The following is a 16867-nucleotide window of genomic DNA, read 5'->3' on the forward strand; positions in this document are numbered from 1 at the left end:
TATCTACCTTGTCAGGATGATGATAACTAAACGGGTTTTTTGGACATCATTATCCGATGGCAAAGATAACTGAATTTCTGAATAACCTAAGAAAAAAAACAACAGCCGTAGAGATGAAAAAGGAGAAAACAGCGATGGTCTTTGGGACCCTACCCAGGCGCCATTCCAAAAGCGGAACACGTTCTTAGCGTCCAACCTCTGAAACGCTTCCCTGAAAAATCTGCTTTTGGACGCGGTTCCGCTTTTGGAATGGCGCCGGACATGCAAACACCCTTGCGGGCGTCCCAACGTATCCTGAGCGGTTTTCTCCTTTTTCATCTCCTGCACTAGAGCTGGAGTTAAACCGCGCTTCTGGACGCGGTTCCGCTTTTGAAAATGGCGCCGGACATGCAAACACCCTTGCAGGTGTCCCAACGTATCCTGAGCGGTTTTCTCCTTTTTCATCTCCTCCACTAAAGCTGTCAACAAGGCAAAAATTTCATTCAAAAAAGTTCGCTCGGACCCTCAAACCCGGACATGGTATAATGGCAAAAACATTTTCAAGCAAAGTTGGAGGAGTAGAACCATGCATCTTTTGTCAGAGAGAGAATGGCTGGCGTACCGGCAAAAGAACAAGGATCGGGCCCGCATGCTGATTTCCTGCCCGGACCGTGCCGGAATCGTCGCCGCTGTATCCCATTTCCTGTTTGAACAGGGAGCCAACATCGTTCAGTCCGACCAGTACACCACCGATCCGGAAACAGGACGCTTTTTCATGCGGATCGAATTTGACGTCGTCAATCTGGCCGAGCGCTATGAAGCGATCAAGGAGTCGTTTCGCCCGGTCGCTGAAAGCTATTCGATGGAATGGTCGCTGGTCGAAGCCAACAGACGCAAAAAAATGGCCATTTTCGTTTCCAAGGAAAACCACTGTTTGCTCGAATTGCTCTGGCTGTGGAAGTCCGGTGCCCTGCATGCCGACATCGAGGTCGTCATTAGCAATCACCCTGACATGAAAGAAACGGTGGAGTCCTTTGGAATCCCTTATAAGCACATCCCCGTTCTCAAGGACAGGAAGGCAGAGGCGGAGGAAGCACAGCTGGCGGCTGTCCCGGACAGCGTCGACCTTTTGGTGCTGGCCCGCTACATGCAGATTTTGTCCCCGCGCTTCCTGCAGGAGTATCCGATGCGAATCATCAACATACACCATTCGTTCCTGCCGGCATTCGTTGGAGCCAAGCCGTATGAACAGGCGTACCGCCGCGGCGTGAAGCTGATCGGAGCGACAGCCCACTACGTGACGGAAGAGCTGGACGCAGGCCCGATCATCGAGCAGGATGTGCAGAGAGTGACGCACCAGGAAGACGTGGAGACGCTCAAGCAGCTGGGCCGTCAGGTAGAGCGTACCGTTTTGGCACGAGCGGTCGGCTGGCATCTGGAGGACCGTGTGCTCGTATATGGCAACAAGACGATTGTCTTCCCATAAGGGGAAAAGAGGATAAGGCGCTAAGTCGCACCATCCCTGAGCTCATTTTTTCACGCATACAAAAAAGCTCTCTTTCCAAAAACGAAAGGGAGCTTTTACGCTCTTCCCGACAGGAAGGGCGTTTCATTTGTTGAAGAGGCTTTGCTTGCAAGCCGACCCATCTGTAACTCCCGGCGAGATGAAAGACTGGAGAGGACCGGCCGTTCTCTTTGTTTCCATCGTGGCGGTCTGTGAAACGTTCTGTTTGCCAAAGTGAATCAAGGCTGTTTCTCCAAGGCGAGCTTGACGCCAAAGCCAAGCAGGGCCACGCCTGTCATTCCCTGAATGACACGCTGCGTGGACGGCTTCTTCATCCACGCCCGAATCCAGTTGATGAAGTGAATATAGAGGAAAAACCAGACGACTGTCAGGATGGTGTAGGTAAGTCCCATAGCGAGAAGTTGCCAAAAGGCGCCAGTACCCGGCTTGACAAATTGGGGCAGGAACGTCAGGAAAAAGACAGCGACCTTCGGATTCAGCACATTGGTGAGAAAGCCTTGGAAAAAGTGCGATTTGTGCTTGTAGGCATGTTCGCCCGGTGCATCCCCGGCAGCCCCTTTTTTTCGCAGCGACCACAGGGACACGATCCCCAGATAGATCAGGTAAAGGGCCCCGACGTATTTGAAGATGGAAAACAGCAAGGCGGACTTGACCAGAATGGAGGAAAGCCCAAGGGTAACCGCGAGCGTGTGAATCATCAGACCGCCGGCGCTTCCCAGAACGGTCTTCATGCCGCCCGGCCTTCCGGCGGCCAGGGTGTTTTGGGTAATCAGTCCGGTGTCTGGCCCGGGCAGGATGATCAGCAAAATGGACATCAGTATAAATAACGAATAGTTCTCCATGTGAACCTCCCGCTGTACGACTTTGGCGTTTATCATAACACGGAGCGGAAGCTGGATTCTATATTTTCGGACTTGCGAAAAAACTTTTTGCCGCGGGTTTGTCCGTCTTCACATACAAGCAAGTATCGAAATTCATACGGATCCAATTGCTGTTCACGCCTTCCTGCCAAGGACCAGATCAAGAAAACGGGCGGCAACCGGGCCAATCTCGTCATCCTTCATACGGGTACAGATGTATACCGGACGTTCGATCTCTACCCCGGCAATGCGGACTCGACCGATTTCCCCTCGCCGAACCAGATCGCTGACAGCGGGTTCCGGAGCCAGCATCGCTCCATACCCGGCCTTGACGGATTGAACAGATTCAACCAATCCGTGGTACTGCAGCCCGACTTTGGGCGGGGCGACGCCGTGCTCGCGGCAGAGCGAGAACAGCCTTTCGCGTGTAGAGCTGCCATTTTCCCGCAGCAGGAACGGCTCCCGCATCAAGACCTGCAATGGCACCTCCTGACCGGCAAGCAGATGGTCGCGAGGCACGACAAACCAATATTCCACATTCGCGATGTGTTCTCTTCTGATAGGCTCATCGTCCCAGGACTCGTTGGCGATAACCGCGACATCGGCCTGATGGCGGAGCAGGCGGTGGAGGGACTGCTGTGAATTGCCTGTCCGTATTTCCACATCCACCTGCTGATAGCGCCTTTTAAAAGCAGCCAGCCAGGCCGGCACCAGATACAGCGAGGGGAGAAAGGTTGAAGCGAGCCGCAGCTTGCCGCGCAGGCCGGATTTGAGCTGTTCCCACTCGGCTTCAAGCTCTTTTTCCCAATCAAAGATGCGCCGTGCCCGCGAGAATAAAAATTGGCCTTCATCGGTAAGGACGATGCCTCTGCCTTTGGGGGCGAGGAGCTGTTTTCCGAGTTCGGCTTCCAGCTTGCGGATCTGCGCAGATACAGCGGGCTGGCTAATCGACAAGGAAGCGGCCGCAGCCGTCACATTTCCTTTGGAAGCCACTTCGACAAAAATGCGGAGGGCGTGCAGATTCAATCGTTCTCTCTCCAATCATCACGTTTTCTTATGAATCGGGCTGAAATATGTATTGGAATTGATGGATTCTACCTCGTAGTGTATAGAGAAAAGACAGAGAAAGCAAAGGGGAATGACATGGATCCTTCACGGAATAGAGAAAAGGGGAAAAAAGAAGTCGTCATGCTTTCCATGGTGACGGCTCTCTGTTTGCTTGGGGACTCGATGCTGTACGTCGTTCTCCCTTTGTATTGGAAAGAAGCTGGTTTGGAATCTCTCTGGGAAGTGGGGATACTGCTTTCGATCAATCGCCTGGTGCGCGTGCCGCTGAATCCGCTTGTCAGCAAATGGTACGAGCGTTCCGGCGGACGCTCGGGTTTGCTTTTGGCTGTCGCGCTCACCTTTGTCAGTACCGCTGCCTACTCGCTTCAGGGCTTTTGGCTCTGGCTGATCATGCGGGGGGTATGGGGACTGGCCTGGACTTTTCTGAGGCTGGGGGCGTTTGCGCTCATCGTGGAGGCCGCAGATAACGGCAACAGAGGGCATTTGATGGGACTCTACAATGGATTGTATCGACTGGGGAGTCTGGCCGGGATGGTGCTCGGAGCCATTTTGGCGGCATGGGGCGGGATTCAGACGGCTGCGCTCGTGTTTGCATGCGCCTCCCTGCTTGCGTTTTTTCCGGTGCTTGTTTCCATCCGCCCATCGTTCGTAAAAGAGCCGCGGGTGTCCTCGGCGCCGCCGTCTGAAGCCGTCTCGCTCTTTCGCTGGCCAAAGGGGATGGCCGTCACGATGCTGACTGGCTTATTTGTGGCGATGTGCTACCAGGGGATGTTTACGGCCTCCCTGAGCAGGCTGATCGAGCTTTTTCATCCGACCATGACGATAGGCGGAATCTTGATCGGCTCGGCAGTGATCGCCGGGGGGGTGCAAGGAGTTCGCTGGCTTTGGGAACCGTGGCTGGCGCCCTGGTTTGGAAGGTTGTCGGATCGGTACGGACGCGGCAAGCTGTTTGTCATTTCGATGCTGGCTGCATCCGTGCTCTTCGTCTGTGTCGCCGCGGGCCTGTCCTTGCCGCTTTTTTTGCTGGGCCTTTTGGGTATACAGGTAACCGCCACCGTCTTGACCACCGTCATGGACACGCTGGCGGCGGATGACGCTTCTCGCCGGGAAAACAGCGCGTCTGCGATAATGGTCTATTCGGTGATGACCGATCTGGGAGCGGCGCTGGGGCCGATGCTCGCCTTTTGGATTGAAGAACGAGCGGGCTTGCCGCTGCTTTTCACCGGCATCGGCGTCTCATTGCTGCTCGTTTCCCTCAGCTGGATGAAAAGCAGGAGAGTGCTCGCGTACCGCGGCTAGAATCCGGGCGATGGCATCATCCCGGTCGGCATCGTGAAAAATCATATGACCCGAGCGATCGTACCAGGTGATGTCGGGAGAGGCAGAGGGGGCTACGCTGCTGGCCAGGTGCTCCGCGCTGCGTGCCTGTACGGTGTCATCCCGGCGAGACTGCAGCAGGACGTAAGGGATCGAGACCTGCGGCAGAAGCGCCTTCGTCTCCGCGAGCAGCTGGCGGAATTGCAGCATGCTGCGAAACGGAATTTTGACCAGCCCCCGTACATACCTGCGCGAGTGTGAAGCAAAGTCCTCCCGCAGATAAGCAAGCGCCTGCTGGATATCCCAGTAAGCGTAAGGCGTATTGATGGTGATCAAAAGCCGAGCCGGATAGCGGTTGACGAGGTTGATGGCGAGCAGGCCTCCCATCGAAAAGCCGATCACGATGATCTCCCCCGCCCGCAGGGAAAGGCGCTTGTAGGCTTCGTCCGCGGAACGCAGCCAGTCCTGGCGGGTGCTATTGGCAAGTCCCCGTCTGTTCAGTCCGTGTCCTTCCAGCGTGGGGCATTCTACTTGATACCCTTCGCTGCGGAGGGCATTGGCGAGGGGGAGCACATCGCGGATGTCTCCGGCGAACCCGTGCAAAACGAGACAACCGACAGCAGGAATCATTGGGCATTCTCCTTTCCGATCCGGTTCAAAAACGCAAAGTTTTTCTCTGTAGCTATTATACACATAATGGAAAAACGTTTTCGCGGGGCACTCCCGCCTGGAAAGACAAAAACCGTCAGGAACCTCCCGACGGTTTGCCTTCATCCTATCCTACACCTTGACCGTTTTCAGTTCGCTGGACACAAGTAATTTCGGCTGCGTGCAGGCCTGTATATCCTCCGGCGTGTAGCCTTCCGCCACCTCCACCAGCAGCAGCCCCTCCGGCGTCACGTCCAGCACGGCCCGGTCGGTGATGATCCGGTTGACCACCTTTTTGCCAGTCAGCGGCAGAGCGCACTCGTTCAGGATTTTCGGCTCGCCGTGCTTGTTCACATGATCCATGATCACGACGATCTTCTTGGCGCCGTGCACCAGATCCATGGCGCCGCCCATGCCCTTGACCATCTTGCCGGGGATCATCCAGTTGGCCAGGTCTCCGGCGGCTGACACCTCCATCGCGCCGAGGATGGCCAGATCGATGTGGCCGCCGCGGATCATGGCGAACGATTCGGCGCTGGAAAAGTAAGCGGCGCCCGGTATCGCGGTGACCGTTTCCTTTCCGGCGTTGATCAGGTCAGGGTCTACCTCGGACTCAGCGGGGTAGGGACCGATGCCGAGCAGTCCGTTTTCCGACTGCAGCACGACAGTCATCCCCTCCGGAATGTAGTTGGCTACAAGGGTCGGCATGCCGATACCCAGATTTACATAAAAGCCGTCCTGCACTTCCTGGGCGGCCCGCATTGCGATTTGTTCACGCGTAAGAGACATAGCGTTGTCCTCCTTCGTTCATACTGGAAAGCTTCCGTTATTGACGGACCGTTCTGCGTTCAATCCGTTTTTCAAAAGAGGGGGCCTGAATCAGGCGCTGCACGTAAATGCTCGGCGTGTGAATGTGATCGGGATCAAGCTCGCCCGTCTCCACGATTTCCTCCACCTCGACAATCGTCACTTTCCCTGCGGCGGCCATCATCGGGTTGAAGTTGCGAGCCGTTTTGCGGAAGACGAGGTTGCCCGTCTTGTCTGCCTTCCACGCCTTGATCAGCGCGAAATCGCCGGTGATGCCGTATTCGAGCAAGTACTCCTTGCCGTTAAAGCCGCGGGTCTCTCTGCCTTCCGCGATCGGTGTTCCTACTCCGGCGGGGGTGTAAAAGGCAGGGATTCCGGCACCGCCGGCCCGAATCCGTTCGGCCAGCGTCCCCTGCGGCGTCAGCTCCACTTCCAGCTCTCCGGAGAGGAATTGCCGCTCGAACTCCTTGTTTTCGCCAACGTACGAGGAAACCATCTTCTTGATTTGCTTTTCCTTGAGCAAAAGGCCAAGACCCCAGTCGTCCACGCCGCAGTTGTTGGAGACGACAGTCAGGTCCTTCACGCCTTTGTCGCGCAGGGCAATGATCAGATTTTCGGGGATTCCGACGAGACCGAAGCCGCCGACCAAAAGGGTGGCTCCGTCGTGGATGTCACCCACGATGTCCGCGTACGACGTGTAGATTTTTGCCATGAAGCTCACTCCCACCATTTCAAAATTGAACTGCACACAGCCGAAAGCGCTGTCAAAAGTGGAATGTCTCTGGACAAAGGATGCGGCAAACTGAAAAGCGTGAGGATTTCCACTTTTTCCTCTATAATAGCAGGAAGAGTTACAAACGAGTGAAGAATGAGTTGGGCGTTTTATAAAAAAAAAATAAAAAATGACAGAAAAGTAGTACAAATCAGTCAACCTTTCTGTAAAATATATTTTGTCATTTTATGTTCATTTTAGGAAAAAGAAGTTTTGAGCAGGAGCTGATGGAATGAAAAAATGGATCGGTCTCTCGCTGGTTGCGCTGCTGCTTGCGGGATGCGGAAGGCTGAACGAGAGCGTGCAAAATTTGAAGCGCCTGGAAGAAGAGGTGGTCATCAAGGTCAAGACCGTGAACGCCTACACAGTCGAACTGCAGCAGGACGGATTGACGCAGGAGATATCCGGTGTGGTCGCACCTTTGAAAGAACTCTCGCTCTCGTTCGCCCGCTCAGGGAAAATCGCGCAAATCCTTGTGCAAAAAGGCAGCGCGGTCAAGGCGGGACAAGCACTGGCCTCACTCGATACCTCGGTGTTTCAGCAGGAGGTGTCTGTCGCTCAGGGGGAGGTAGCCAGCGCCAGCATCCGTCGCGCCAAGACCTTGAAGGGACCTGAGCAGCACGAGCTGGAGACGCAGCGTCTGCAGGTGGAAAAGGCACAGCAAAACGCGGCCAAGGCAGCGGAAGAGCACGCCCAGGCACAGCTTTTGTATGCGAACGGCGCCATTGCCAAGGACGAGCTGGACCGTCTGGCGCTAGCCGACAAGCAGGCGGTCATGGCTTTACAGGAACAGCAGATTCGCTACGATGAGCTGAAGAAAGGCGCTGACAAGCTGGAGATCGAAGCCGCCAATGCGGAAGTGCAAAAGGCCAATGTCCAGTTGACGCGTGCCCGCCAGGAAGCGGCGGACGCCGTGCTAAAGGCCCCTTTTAACGGAGTGGTTGCGTCCATCGCTCAGACCGAATCGGAGCAGACCGGACCGGGAAGCGAAGTGATCCGGCTGGTGGATACTTCGCAGTGGCTGGTCCAGCTGCAAGTGGAAAGCGGGCAGATCGGCAGCTGGCAAAAGGGCAAGACGGTGCAAATCAAGGCAGCGGACGGGACGGAAGCAGAGGGGATCGTCACCTTTGTCTCACCCGTTTTGGACACAGCGACCGGCACCTATCCGGTGGAAGTGACGGTGCGGGACAAAGCGGAACACTGGCGAGGCGGCATGACGGTCACCTGCGTTTATCAAGTGAAAACAAGCAGCGCTTTGTTCGTACCTGTCACCAGCGTGGGAATTGCGGAGGAGTCCTACTACGTCATGAAGATCGAAGATGACACGATTAAAAAACAGCCTGTCAAGGTAGGCAATCTGTACGGAACCTATTACGAGGTCCTGGAAGGCTTGGAGCAGGGAGATCAAATCGTCTCCTCGGGCCTCTCCTACGTGGTGGACGGCGAGGCGGTGAAGGTGGCCGATGAATAACCGTACGTTTGCTTCCACATGGCCTGCGCTGGCGAAGCTTCTGGCGCTGGTTTGCTGCCTGCTGGCCATCGGGGCTGCGCTTCGCATGGAGATCAGGCTGTTTCCCGACCGGCCGCTGCCGGAGTATACGGTTCGGTTTACAGCGGCAGGAATGAGTGCGGAGATGGTCGATGAGAAAGTGGCTCGGCCGGCTGAAGAGGCCATCCGCTCGACGGGTCTCGCTCTGAAAATATCCGTCAGGGCACAGGCCAATTCCGCCACGGTCACATTCAAGACACGCGACAGCCTGTTTGGCGACAAACGGGAAACGTTCGAGAACAAGCTGCGCGAATTGTCCGCTTCTCTGCCCGTAAGCGACTGGGAGCTGAGCCAGTCCAATTTGGCTGATGACCGTGTAGGCTACTATTTCCTGCACGGCTCCGATCTGCAAACGATCTCTGATGCGGCCCGGGGGGACGTGTCCGAGAAAATAGGCGCAATACCGGGTGTGGCTCGCGTGGAGGTGGATAGCGACAGCCTCCGCCAGGAAATGGAGCTGGTATTCCGTCCGACGATGCTCCGGGCCTATGGACTGACTCCCGGAGATGTGATCGACCAGCTGCAAGGAAAAGGAGCCCGGGAACCGGTCGGCACTGTCGGATTTGGCACTGACCAGACGCACTTTCAATGGTCGGGCGAATGGACCAGTCCGCAGGAGCTGGGAAAACAGCTCATCTCTACCCAGAAGGGCCACATCGAGCTGAAAACGCTGGTTGACATCCGCGACCTGAGAGGAAGCAAGGGGGAATCGGTGCAGGTGTACAGAGGGGCGCCTGCTGTCGGTGTGACGGTGTATGCGGCGGCAGGTTCGCAGCTCCCCTCCGTTCGGGCCGACGTGATGGAGGCGGTAGGCGAATTGAACGAAGCGGCGAAAGGACGGTACCAGATTGATCTGGTGAAGGATTTTGCCGCAAAAATGACTGCTGCCCTCCGCGACACTGGCTTGCTCATTCTGCTGCTCGGACTCGGCACCTCGCTAGCTGTCGGCCTGACCTTCCGCAGCGCGATGGCAGGAAGTCTTTCTCTCCTGTCCCAAATCATCGCCGTGGGGGCCTTGCTGGGAGGCATGTGGCTATGCGGCATCCCGCTTGCGCTCACCTCGATCGGACCGATTGCGCTGTTTGCCGCTCTGTACGCGGGAGCAGTCGTCCCGCTTTTTCACCGGATCGGCCAGGAGCGCGTCGTTTCCCACGTGAGTGGCCTGCATATCGCAAAAGATCTCCTGAAGCCGACCCTGCTCGCTATTGTGATGCTGGCTGCTTGTCTAACCGGGCTGATGACGACAGATATATTGAAGTCTTCAGACCTGTCGCTTTTGCATGACGTGCTGCCGGTAACGATGATCGGCACGGCGGTGATGATCGCAGTCTACGGCTTCATCGTTCCGGTCCTCGTGGCAGCCTGGCTTCCGGAAGGTCTTTCCTCGGTCCGGCGAGACGGGCGGGGCAAGTTGACAGGGTATCTTGTTTCCCGCTGGGAGCGAACCGTCAGCCAAAGATTTTTGCCGTTTGGACTGGCGCTCGTGGCATCTTTGCTCGCTGTGGAGCTGTTTCATTCCTTTGTACAGGTCGATCCTTATGAAAAAACAGACGGACAGCAAAAGACACTCACGCTGGCGATGATCAAGGGCAGCACCATCGATCAAGCGATGCAGGCGGCGAAAACGGCGGAAGAGCGTCTCCTGGCCCTTGAAGAGGTACGGGATGTGCATACGGTAGCGTCCCGGGAAAATCTCACCTTCCATCTCCAGCTGGCCGACTCGGACGAATGGACACGGACCCGCGTTGACCTGGAAAAGGAGCTGGATAAAAGCCTGAGGGAGATTCCCCGTACCGACCCGTTTGCCATGGTCGTCTCGGATGATCAGAAGACCCGCCTGGAAGTCACGGTAAAGGGGCCGTCCCTCCAAACGACCAAAGATATCGCCATGCAAGTCGTCAGCTTTTTGCAGGAGATGAGATGGCAGGACGAAAAAGGAAGGGAAATGATCACGGACGAACGCATCGGTGCGGGCACCTCAGGCACGTATATAGCGATCAAGCCCAAACAGCAGGTGCTGGCCCGTTACCGTGTAACAGAGGCCGACATAAAGCGTCAGCTGGAAAGCTACATGGGGAAGCAATCGGCCGGAAGCATGATCTGGAACAGCCAGAGCGTACCGATCACCGCCCGTTTTCCCGACAACTGGATGGAGCATGCCGACCAGATCAAAAGCATCTTGATCCGTACCCCTGCCGGGGCTGTTCACCTGCAGGAGCTGGCAGACTGGACTCTTGCGGATGAACCGCCCGTTTACCAACGGGAGGACGGCGATTACGTATTTCTGGTAAGCAGTGCCGTTTCCGTGCAGGAGTGGATTGAAGGGATCGCTTACTCGATTCCGTTCCGCATGGAAGAGAAAATGCCGATACCGGATGGGTATCGTATTTTAAGCGCGACCGAATTGAAAAAAGAGCAGGAAAAGGAGACAAACGACACGGATACGGCTGGACGCTTCCTCGCCGGCTTTGCCGCGATTGCGACGGTTATGGCGGCGAGCGTGCTGCTTTTGCGCAGAATGCGAGACGGCGTCATAGCGCTTGCACTTTTGCCTGTATTGTCTGGCGGACTGATGTTCGGTCTGATGCTGTTTGATCGCCCGCTGAATGTAATGGGCTTTTACGGGATTGTCACAGCGTCGGCCATCACGGCCCAGCAGGCCCTGATCTTCCTCAGCCAGCTTGCCGATACAGCAGAAGGCGCAGAGACGATACTGGATGGAATTCGAGCCCGGGCGGCACGAGCTGTCCCTGCCCTGATGACCGTCTTCGGAGCGCTGACGGTCGCCTGCCTGCCTTTTGCCTTTGGCTTTGGAAAAGGGGACGATCTGCACGCTTCCTTTTCCGCGGCGCTTCTGCTCGGTACGGTTGCAGCAGGCTACGCTGTCGTCTTCCTGCTCCCGGCCATCTACGCAGGTGCCGAGCATCGACGGTTGTACAGACAGCCATGGAGCATTCCTGTCATCAGGCGGCAGCTCGGCATCTGGTGGGAAAATGAAAAGGTCCGTCGTCTGGATCGACGAAGCCGAAAGCGAAAATGGCCGGACGACCAGCAGGAACTCCATGCAGACTCCGCGGAGCAGCCAGCTGCAGAGAGAAAAAGAGAGCTGTCCAAAGAAGATTTCTTGCCGTTGTCAGCTTCGTCGCAAGATGCCAACCGTTAGGGTTGGCTCTTTCTTTTCTCATAAATGATTTGTATGTGGACAAAGACATCTGCTATTTTGGTTATGAGAGGAATAGATGAAAGAATGCAGCATGGGGCATGGCGGCAGTAAGGAGGCAGCGAGTGGAAAGAGCGAAACGGGTGGTCGAGATGATCCTGCTGGCGGGGATTTTGGCGGGTTTGTTCATCTCGTCATCGACGCCGTACGGGAACCAGGATATCCGGGGAACGATTTCGAAGTTTGTGGATGAAGAGACAGTTTCAGAAAATTGGCAGGATTTTTCCTTTCAATATGGAAAGAAAAAGATCAGTATTGACAATAATGGTGTAGCAGGGGTTATTGAGTTTTTTCTCCGAAAGGGAACGCATTTTTCTGTATTTGCCATTTTGACGGCAGTATGGTATCGGGTGCTGCGCCAGCGCATGTCTGTTGCGGCGGCACTGCCCTGGAGCGCCTTTTTAAGCTTGGCCGTGGCTGTGCTTGACGAATGGCACCAGACCTTTACGCCTGACCGGACCGGACTCGTCGCAGATGTGATCCTGGATGGTTCCGGGGTGTGCACGATGCTGCTGATCATCGCTGTTTTGTCGCGTTGGAAAAGTCGAAAAACAAGGTGATAAAACGGCAAAGTCTTACCTATCCTAGGATGGGAGACAGAAAGCAAGAGGAAGATGGGAGTGGAACTAATGATTGCATCCGTTGGCGAATAAGAATCCATATTTTGGGTTGCAAGCTCTATTCTACCAATGATTCCAGTTCAGGAAATTGATGGTAGAGCGTTCCTTGAAAGAATAGGCTTTTCAGTCATTGATTATCTCTGCTATACTAATGAAATGAGGCTTCTGGTAGAGGTTCTCACCATTTTTGGGAAATGATAAAAGGAGTGCAAACTGAATGGCAGTACAAGTGGGAAGCATCATCGAGGGAAAAGTGACAGCAATTAAACCGTTTGGGATGTTCGTAGCAGTCAGCGAAACCGAGCAGGGGCTAGTCCACATTTCCCAAGTTGCAAACGGTTTTGTAAAGGATATCAACGATCACTTTTCCGTAGGGGATCAGGTCAAGGTAAAAGTCCTCTCCATTGATGATGCAGGTAAGATCTCGCTTTCGGTTCGCGCCGCACTGCCTGCGCCGGAGCGTCCAGAGCGTGAAGAGCGTCGCGGGGGTGGATTTCGTGGAGGCGACCGCGGGGGTAATTCGAGACGCGATAGCGCAGCTTCCTTCGAGGACAAGATGAAAAAATGGTTGAAGCACAGTGAGGAGAACCTTGCTACGATCAACAAAAAGAACGCAAAACGCGGCTACTAGGGCCTAACCATATCAAGAAAAGAAAAAGACGGGAGCCCCCGTCTTTTTTTCTTTCACACCGCCATTGGGCGTTTCTTCGCGAAGGCTCCCTTCCACTGGATGGCCCTCGCGCCATTTTGCATGTCATGCCAAAAGAAACGATCCGGCTTTACGGGGAATCTAAAGATGTCGTGAGCGGCGAAGAGAGGGGGAGTGAAAGTGGAAACAGAAATGTTCCGCAAATATCTGGAGCCGTTTGTCGCGGCTGTCAGAGAGCCGTCTGTGCAGCCTGGCATCAGTCTTTACACGGTCAGCTATTACAGCGAGGGGCTGCTGGTCAAAGCGGCGCTCGCCGTGCCGGATGCCCTGCCGGACGATGAAAGGAGTCTGCCTGCCCTGCTTTATTGCCGGGGAGGCATCAAGGGAGTGGGCAAGGTCAGGCCGGAGCGGATTAGCGAGATGGCCTCGTTTGGCTATGTCGTGCTGGCTCCCCACTATCGGGGCAATGAAGGGGGGGAGGGCCGCGACGAGTTTGGCGGCGCGGATCGTCACGATGTGTTTTCGGCTTACGAGCTGCTCAGCCGGATGCCGGGCGTAAGCAGCGAGCGGATCAGCGTTTATGGCTTTTCACGCGGCGGAATCATGGCGCTCCTGGCGGCGATTGAGTGTCCGGGCTTGCACTCCGCAGTCGTGTGGGGAGGCGTATGCGACCTGTTTTTGACGTACGAGGAGCGAGTCGACTTGAGGAGAATGCTTCGCCGGGTAGTCGGCCATCCGCGCAAGCAGGAGCAGGCCTATCGGTGGCGTTCGCCGATTTTTCGCGCGGCGGAAATAAGCTGCCCGGTCCTGATCATCCACGGCACAGAAGACGGGAATGTCGGGGTAGAGCACGCCCGCCGCCTGGCCGATGCGCTGCAGGCAAACGGGAAACCCCATGAGCTGTGGCTGGTGGAGAGTGCCAGCCACTTGTTCAAAGGAGAAGAGCTCGCGGCGTATACGAGACGGATGTTTGACTGGCTGGCGGCTGCACGCACCTAAGCGCGTCCATGGCGGCAGAGCGGCAGGGTAATGACGATCTCTGTACCTTTGCCCAGCTCGCTGAAGATCTGCATGTTCCCGCCGTGGTTTTCGACCATCCGGCGGGAGATGGGCAAGCCAAGCCCCGTTCCGTCCTCCTTCAGGGAGAAGAATGGATCAAAGATGCGAACCAAGTGTTCGGGCGGAATGCCGGAACCGGTGTCGGACACGCGAATCTGGACCGTCGAATCAATCACCTTGCTCGCGATGCGGAGCGATCCCCCGTGCTTCATTGCCTCAATGCTGTTCTTCATCAAGTTGAGCAAAATCTGCTTGAGCTGCTCGACGTCAGCCTCCAACCGCGTATCTTTTTCCAGCAGATCGACAATTTCAATCCCGTGCAGGGCCGCTTCCCCCTTCATCAGCGGCAGGATGGAGTGCAGCACTTCAGTCAGCAGCACTTCCCGATAGTTTGGTTCCGATGGCTTGGAGAGCATCAACAGCTCCGTTACGATATGGTTGACCCGTTCGATCTCTTGCAAGATCAATGGAAGGTAGTGACGGTCTTTTTCTTCTTCAGGCAGCCGTTGCTGAAGCAATTGAATAAACCCGTAGATGACAGTCAGCGGGTTGCGTATCTCATGGGCCGCTCCCGCTGCCAGCTGGCCCACCATGGCCAGCTTTTCCGACTGGTGCAGGTAATCCTGGACCTGCTCCTGCTCCGTAATATCTGAAAAAGCGACCATCCATCCGCCTTCCTGGTCGTATTGATTGCGCAGCGGTACGTAAGAGACCAGCGCGGTAAAAGTCGTTCCATCCTCGCGAAGGAGCGAGATTTTCCGATTTTCAAACCAGGGTGTCTGGTCGCTGGGTCCTCCCACCCAGAGATCGGGATCTTTGGCCACGGGAAAGTGACCGGCATCGAGGCGGACCAGCTCTTTCGCTTTTTGGTTGATGTGCACCCATTCCGAATCGAAATGGCGGGTAATGACACCGACAGGGAGGGAGTTGAGAATTTGCTCCCTGACGTTCTTTTCTTCCTCCAGCACCTGCCTGCGGGCTTCATCCTGCTGGAACAGCTGCGCGATACTCGTCGACATTTTGTTAAACTCCTGCGCGAGTTCATGAAATTCATCCTTGGTCGTATAGACGATTTGCTGGCCGAATGTGCCCTTTGATACCTCCCGCACCTGTTCAATCAAGGACTGGATCGGACGCAGCAGCTCTTTTCGAAAGTAAAACGTGCAAAACAGTCCGAATAAAATGGAAGCCACGGATACGCTGTAGGTCAGGATAAGGGAAACCTTCAAAGTCTCGTTCGTCTTTTGGAATTCCTTGTTCGTCTGGTACTCCAGGCGATTGAGGGAGTAGGTAAGATGGCGCTCCAATTCGTTGATCCTCGGCTGCACGTCCGTTTCAAGCACATAGCTGACAGCCGTTACATTGCCTGCATGGAGCAGCGGGTTGATTTTGTTCAAAAAAATGAAATCGAGCTGCGTGATGAGATCGATGACCGACAACAGCTCGCTGTTTTCCTCGGTTTCGGGAACGGAGGAAAAACGGGAGCTGTCGATCAGATTCGTGTAGTATTGGTCGAGATAGGACGGCTGTCGCGTCAAGGTGTACATTTTCAACGCGTATGTCTTCAGGTAAAGCTGGTTTTTCACATCCAAGAGAGCGCTGGCTTGCGGAAGAACATTTTGGGTCAGGTGCATCTCATCGGATGTCACCTTGGTCATCTGAAAGCTGAAAAGAGTCGTCACACACCCGATCAGCAGCATCATAACCAAATAGCTGAGCATGATTTTCTTCTGAAAACCGAGGCTCCGAAACGGAGACATCATGTCTATCCTCCAAACATCTAGCGGCGCTCGATCAACTGCTCCAGCTCCCGCTTGATTTCTTCGCGTATTTCCTTTGGAACCATAGGACCAAACGAGCTTAGCCGATTTACGCCTTCCTTCAGACCGTAGGTAACTTTGCCCGAAGGCAGTTTTCCGGCGGTAAACTGGGACATGATCGTCCGATAGCACTGTTGGACGTCTTGAATCATCGACGCGATCACGTGATTGGGAGCGATGTAGCGTTGATCCGCGATGTAGCCGATGGCGTAGATGTTGGCTCGCTGCGCTTCCGTAATGACGGCCAGATTCAGGCTGTCTCCCGTCGTGTAAACGACGTCGACGCCCTTGGAGATCATGTCCTTGGCCGCCTTGGTTGCACCGGCGATGTCATTGAAGTCCCGCACCTTGCCGACAACCACGTTTGTCCTTGCGCTCGTGTCCTTGACAGCCTTTTTAAAGCCGTCCAACTGATCGAACTCGGTAGGCTTGTCTGCAACGATGTAGCCTACTTTACGCGTGCGGGTCATTTGCGCGGCCAGCTTTCCCACCAGGTATCCAGCAGGCCACATGTCGTAGCCGATCGCGGTCTGGTTGGAGTGGGGGGCATCGCCATTGAAAGAAACAAAGCGGGTCTCCGGGTAAAACGGAGCCACTTTCGTAAACGGGTCTGAAAAGATGACGCCATGTCCGAAGATGAGGTCACATCCGCTTGAGGCGTATTGCTCGGCTGCCGAAGTGATCCGAGCGGGGTCCAGGTTGCTTGCCACTTCCAATGAGAATCCGTACTTCTTTTGCAGCTCTGTCAAGCTTTCCAGCGCGCTGCTGTTCCACCCCTGGTCGTAGGTTGGGCCCTCCAGCATCAAGACGACGCGAAGCCGGCGGTCGGGAGTTCCTTTTTCTTCCATCTGTCTAAGGTGGTTCATGCTGGTCAAAAACTGGCTCGTATTCAACAGGAGCAACCCGATGACCAGGCATGCAAACAAGGCGGGAAACGGCTTAAGCTTAGGCATGACTGTCTCCTCCACAAAAAG

General features: G+C 55.3%; 15 protein-coding genes. 7 read left to right on the forward strand and 8 right to left on the reverse strand.

Going from position 1 to position 16867, the window contains the following annotated elements:
* Window positions 1-3 precede the first annotated feature (3 nt).
* Entirely contained in the window at window positions 4-444 is a 441-nt protein-coding gene (locus tag Q3F21_RS21335; RefSeq protein ID WP_340257574.1) for a hypothetical protein, read from the reverse strand.
* Between the two features lie 121 nt (window positions 445-565).
* Here Q3F21_RS21335 and purU point away from each other — a divergent pair, with 121 nt between their 5' ends.
* On the forward strand, window positions 566-1465 hold the full coding sequence (gene purU, locus Q3F21_RS21340) for a formyltetrahydrofolate deformylase (RefSeq protein ID WP_340257577.1): 900 nt from the start codon (window positions 566-568) through the stop codon (window positions 1463-1465).
* A gap of 257 nt (window positions 1466-1722) precedes the next feature.
* On the opposite strand, the gene Q3F21_RS21345 is transcribed toward purU, so the two are convergent.
* Window positions 1723-2346, reverse strand: a complete 624-nt coding sequence (locus tag Q3F21_RS21345) for a LysE family translocator (protein WP_340257579.1) — start codon at window positions 2344-2346, stop codon at window positions 1723-1725.
* A gap of 153 nt (window positions 2347-2499) precedes the next feature.
* A complete protein-coding gene (locus Q3F21_RS21350; RefSeq protein ID WP_340257582.1) occupies window positions 2500-3390 on the reverse strand; it encodes a LysR family transcriptional regulator in 891 nt (296 codons plus the stop codon).
* A gap of 117 nt (window positions 3391-3507) precedes the next feature.
* On the opposite strand from Q3F21_RS21350, the gene Q3F21_RS21355 reads away from it, so the two are divergent.
* Entirely contained in the window at window positions 3508-4731 is a 1224-nt protein-coding gene (locus Q3F21_RS21355) for an MFS transporter (protein ID WP_340257585.1), read from the forward strand.
* On the opposite strand, the gene Q3F21_RS21360 is transcribed toward Q3F21_RS21355, so the two are convergent.
* From Q3F21_RS21360 to Q3F21_RS21370, 3 genes are all read right to left on the reverse strand, one after another.
* Window positions 4669-5379, reverse strand: coding sequence for an alpha/beta hydrolase (locus Q3F21_RS21360; protein ID WP_340257588.1), 711 nt, complete (start codon window positions 5377-5379; stop codon window positions 4669-4671). The two genes, Q3F21_RS21355 and Q3F21_RS21360, sit on opposite strands and share 63 nt — an antisense overlap.
* A gap of 150 nt (window positions 5380-5529) precedes the next feature.
* Window positions 5530-6186 (reverse strand): 3-oxoacid CoA-transferase subunit B, encoded by a 657-nt coding sequence (locus tag Q3F21_RS21365; protein WP_340257591.1) that lies wholly within the window; start codon window positions 6184-6186, stop codon window positions 5530-5532.
* 37 nt (window positions 6187-6223) lie between these two features.
* Window positions 6224-6916, reverse strand: a complete 693-nt coding sequence (locus tag Q3F21_RS21370) for a 3-oxoacid CoA-transferase subunit A (protein ID WP_340257593.1) — start codon at window positions 6914-6916, stop codon at window positions 6224-6226.
* Window positions 6917-7208: 292 nt separating this feature from the next.
* Here Q3F21_RS21370 and Q3F21_RS21375 point away from each other — a divergent pair, with 292 nt between their 5' ends.
* From Q3F21_RS21375 to Q3F21_RS21395, 5 genes are all read left to right on the forward strand, one after another.
* The gene (locus Q3F21_RS21375; protein ID WP_340257595.1) at window positions 7209-8447 is read left to right on the forward strand and encodes an efflux RND transporter periplasmic adaptor subunit; all 1239 of its coding nucleotides are present in this window, start codon (window positions 7209-7211) and stop codon (window positions 8445-8447) included.
* On the forward strand, window positions 8440-11688 hold the full coding sequence (locus Q3F21_RS21380; RefSeq protein WP_340257597.1) for an efflux RND transporter permease subunit: 3249 nt from the start codon (window positions 8440-8442) through the stop codon (window positions 11686-11688). Before Q3F21_RS21375 ends, Q3F21_RS21380 begins: the two co-directional genes overlap by 8 nt.
* Before the next feature lie 122 nt (window positions 11689-11810).
* Window positions 11811-12305 carry a VanZ family protein gene (locus Q3F21_RS21385; protein WP_340257599.1) on the forward strand — a complete coding sequence of 165 codons (495 nt, stop codon included), beginning with the start codon at window positions 11811-11813 and terminating at the stop codon, window positions 12303-12305.
* Window positions 12306-12582: 277 nt separating this feature from the next.
* On the forward strand, window positions 12583-12996 hold the full coding sequence (locus tag Q3F21_RS21390) for a S1 RNA-binding domain-containing protein (RefSeq protein WP_003391231.1): 414 nt from the start codon (window positions 12583-12585) through the stop codon (window positions 12994-12996).
* Between the two features lie 210 nt (window positions 12997-13206).
* A complete protein-coding gene (locus Q3F21_RS21395) occupies window positions 13207-14013 on the forward strand; it encodes an alpha/beta hydrolase family protein (RefSeq protein WP_340257675.1) in 807 nt (268 codons plus the stop codon).
* Here the strand turns inward: Q3F21_RS21395 and Q3F21_RS21400 are convergent.
* On the reverse strand, window positions 14010-15833 hold the full coding sequence (locus tag Q3F21_RS21400) for a sensor histidine kinase (RefSeq protein ID WP_340257677.1): 1824 nt from the start codon (window positions 15831-15833) through the stop codon (window positions 14010-14012). The two genes, Q3F21_RS21395 and Q3F21_RS21400, sit on opposite strands and share 4 nt — an antisense overlap.
* Before the next feature lie 20 nt (window positions 15834-15853).
* The gene (locus tag Q3F21_RS21405) at window positions 15854-16846 is read right to left on the reverse strand and encodes a BMP family ABC transporter substrate-binding protein (protein WP_340257602.1); all 993 of its coding nucleotides are present in this window, start codon (window positions 16844-16846) and stop codon (window positions 15854-15856) included.
* Window positions 16847-16867: the final 21 nt, after the last annotated feature.

This window comes from Brevibacillus borstelensis, from assembly GCF_037834415.1.
GTDB classification, from domain to species: Bacteria; Bacillota; Bacilli; order Brevibacillales; family Brevibacillaceae; genus Brevibacillus; species Brevibacillus borstelensis_A.

Excerpts from the sequence above, each read along its gene's own strand:
- Q3F21_RS21370 (WP_340257593.1), bottom strand. The coding sequence starts at position 6,916 with ATGGCAAAAATCTACACGTCGTACGCGGACATCGTGGGTGACATCCAC.
- Q3F21_RS21355 (WP_340257585.1), top strand. The coding sequence starts at position 3,508 with ATGGATCCTTCACGGAATAGAGAAAAGGGGAAAAAAGAAGTCGTCATG.
- Q3F21_RS21360 (WP_340257588.1), bottom strand. The coding sequence starts at position 5,379 with ATGATTCCTGCTGTCGGTTGTCTCGTTTTGCACGGGTTCGCCGGAGAC.
- Q3F21_RS21400 (WP_340257677.1), bottom strand. The coding sequence starts at position 15,833 with ATGTCTCCGTTTCGGAGCCTCGGTTTTCAGAAGAAAATCATGCTCAGC.
- Q3F21_RS21375 (WP_340257595.1), top strand. The coding sequence starts at position 7,209 with ATGAAAAAATGGATCGGTCTCTCGCTGGTTGCGCTGCTGCTTGCGGGA.
- purU (WP_340257577.1), top strand. The coding sequence starts at position 566 with ATGCATCTTTTGTCAGAGAGAGAATGGCTGGCGTACCGGCAAAAGAAC.
- Q3F21_RS21390 (WP_003391231.1), top strand. The coding sequence starts at position 12,583 with ATGGCAGTACAAGTGGGAAGCATCATCGAGGGAAAAGTGACAGCAATT.
- Q3F21_RS21365 (WP_340257591.1), bottom strand. The coding sequence starts at position 6,186 with ATGTCTCTTACGCGTGAACAAATCGCAATGCGGGCCGCCCAGGAAGTG.
- Q3F21_RS21395 (WP_340257675.1), top strand. The coding sequence starts at position 13,207 with ATGTTCCGCAAATATCTGGAGCCGTTTGTCGCGGCTGTCAGAGAGCCG.
- Q3F21_RS21335 (WP_340257574.1), bottom strand. The coding sequence starts at position 444 with ATGAAAAAGGAGAAAACCGCTCAGGATACGTTGGGACACCTGCAAGGG.
- Q3F21_RS21380 (WP_340257597.1), top strand. The coding sequence starts at position 8,440 with ATGAATAACCGTACGTTTGCTTCCACATGGCCTGCGCTGGCGAAGCTT.
- Q3F21_RS21345 (WP_340257579.1), bottom strand. The coding sequence starts at position 2,346 with ATGGAGAACTATTCGTTATTTATACTGATGTCCATTTTGCTGATCATC.
- Q3F21_RS21405 (WP_340257602.1), bottom strand. The coding sequence starts at position 16,846 with ATGCCTAAGCTTAAGCCGTTTCCCGCCTTGTTTGCATGCCTGGTCATC.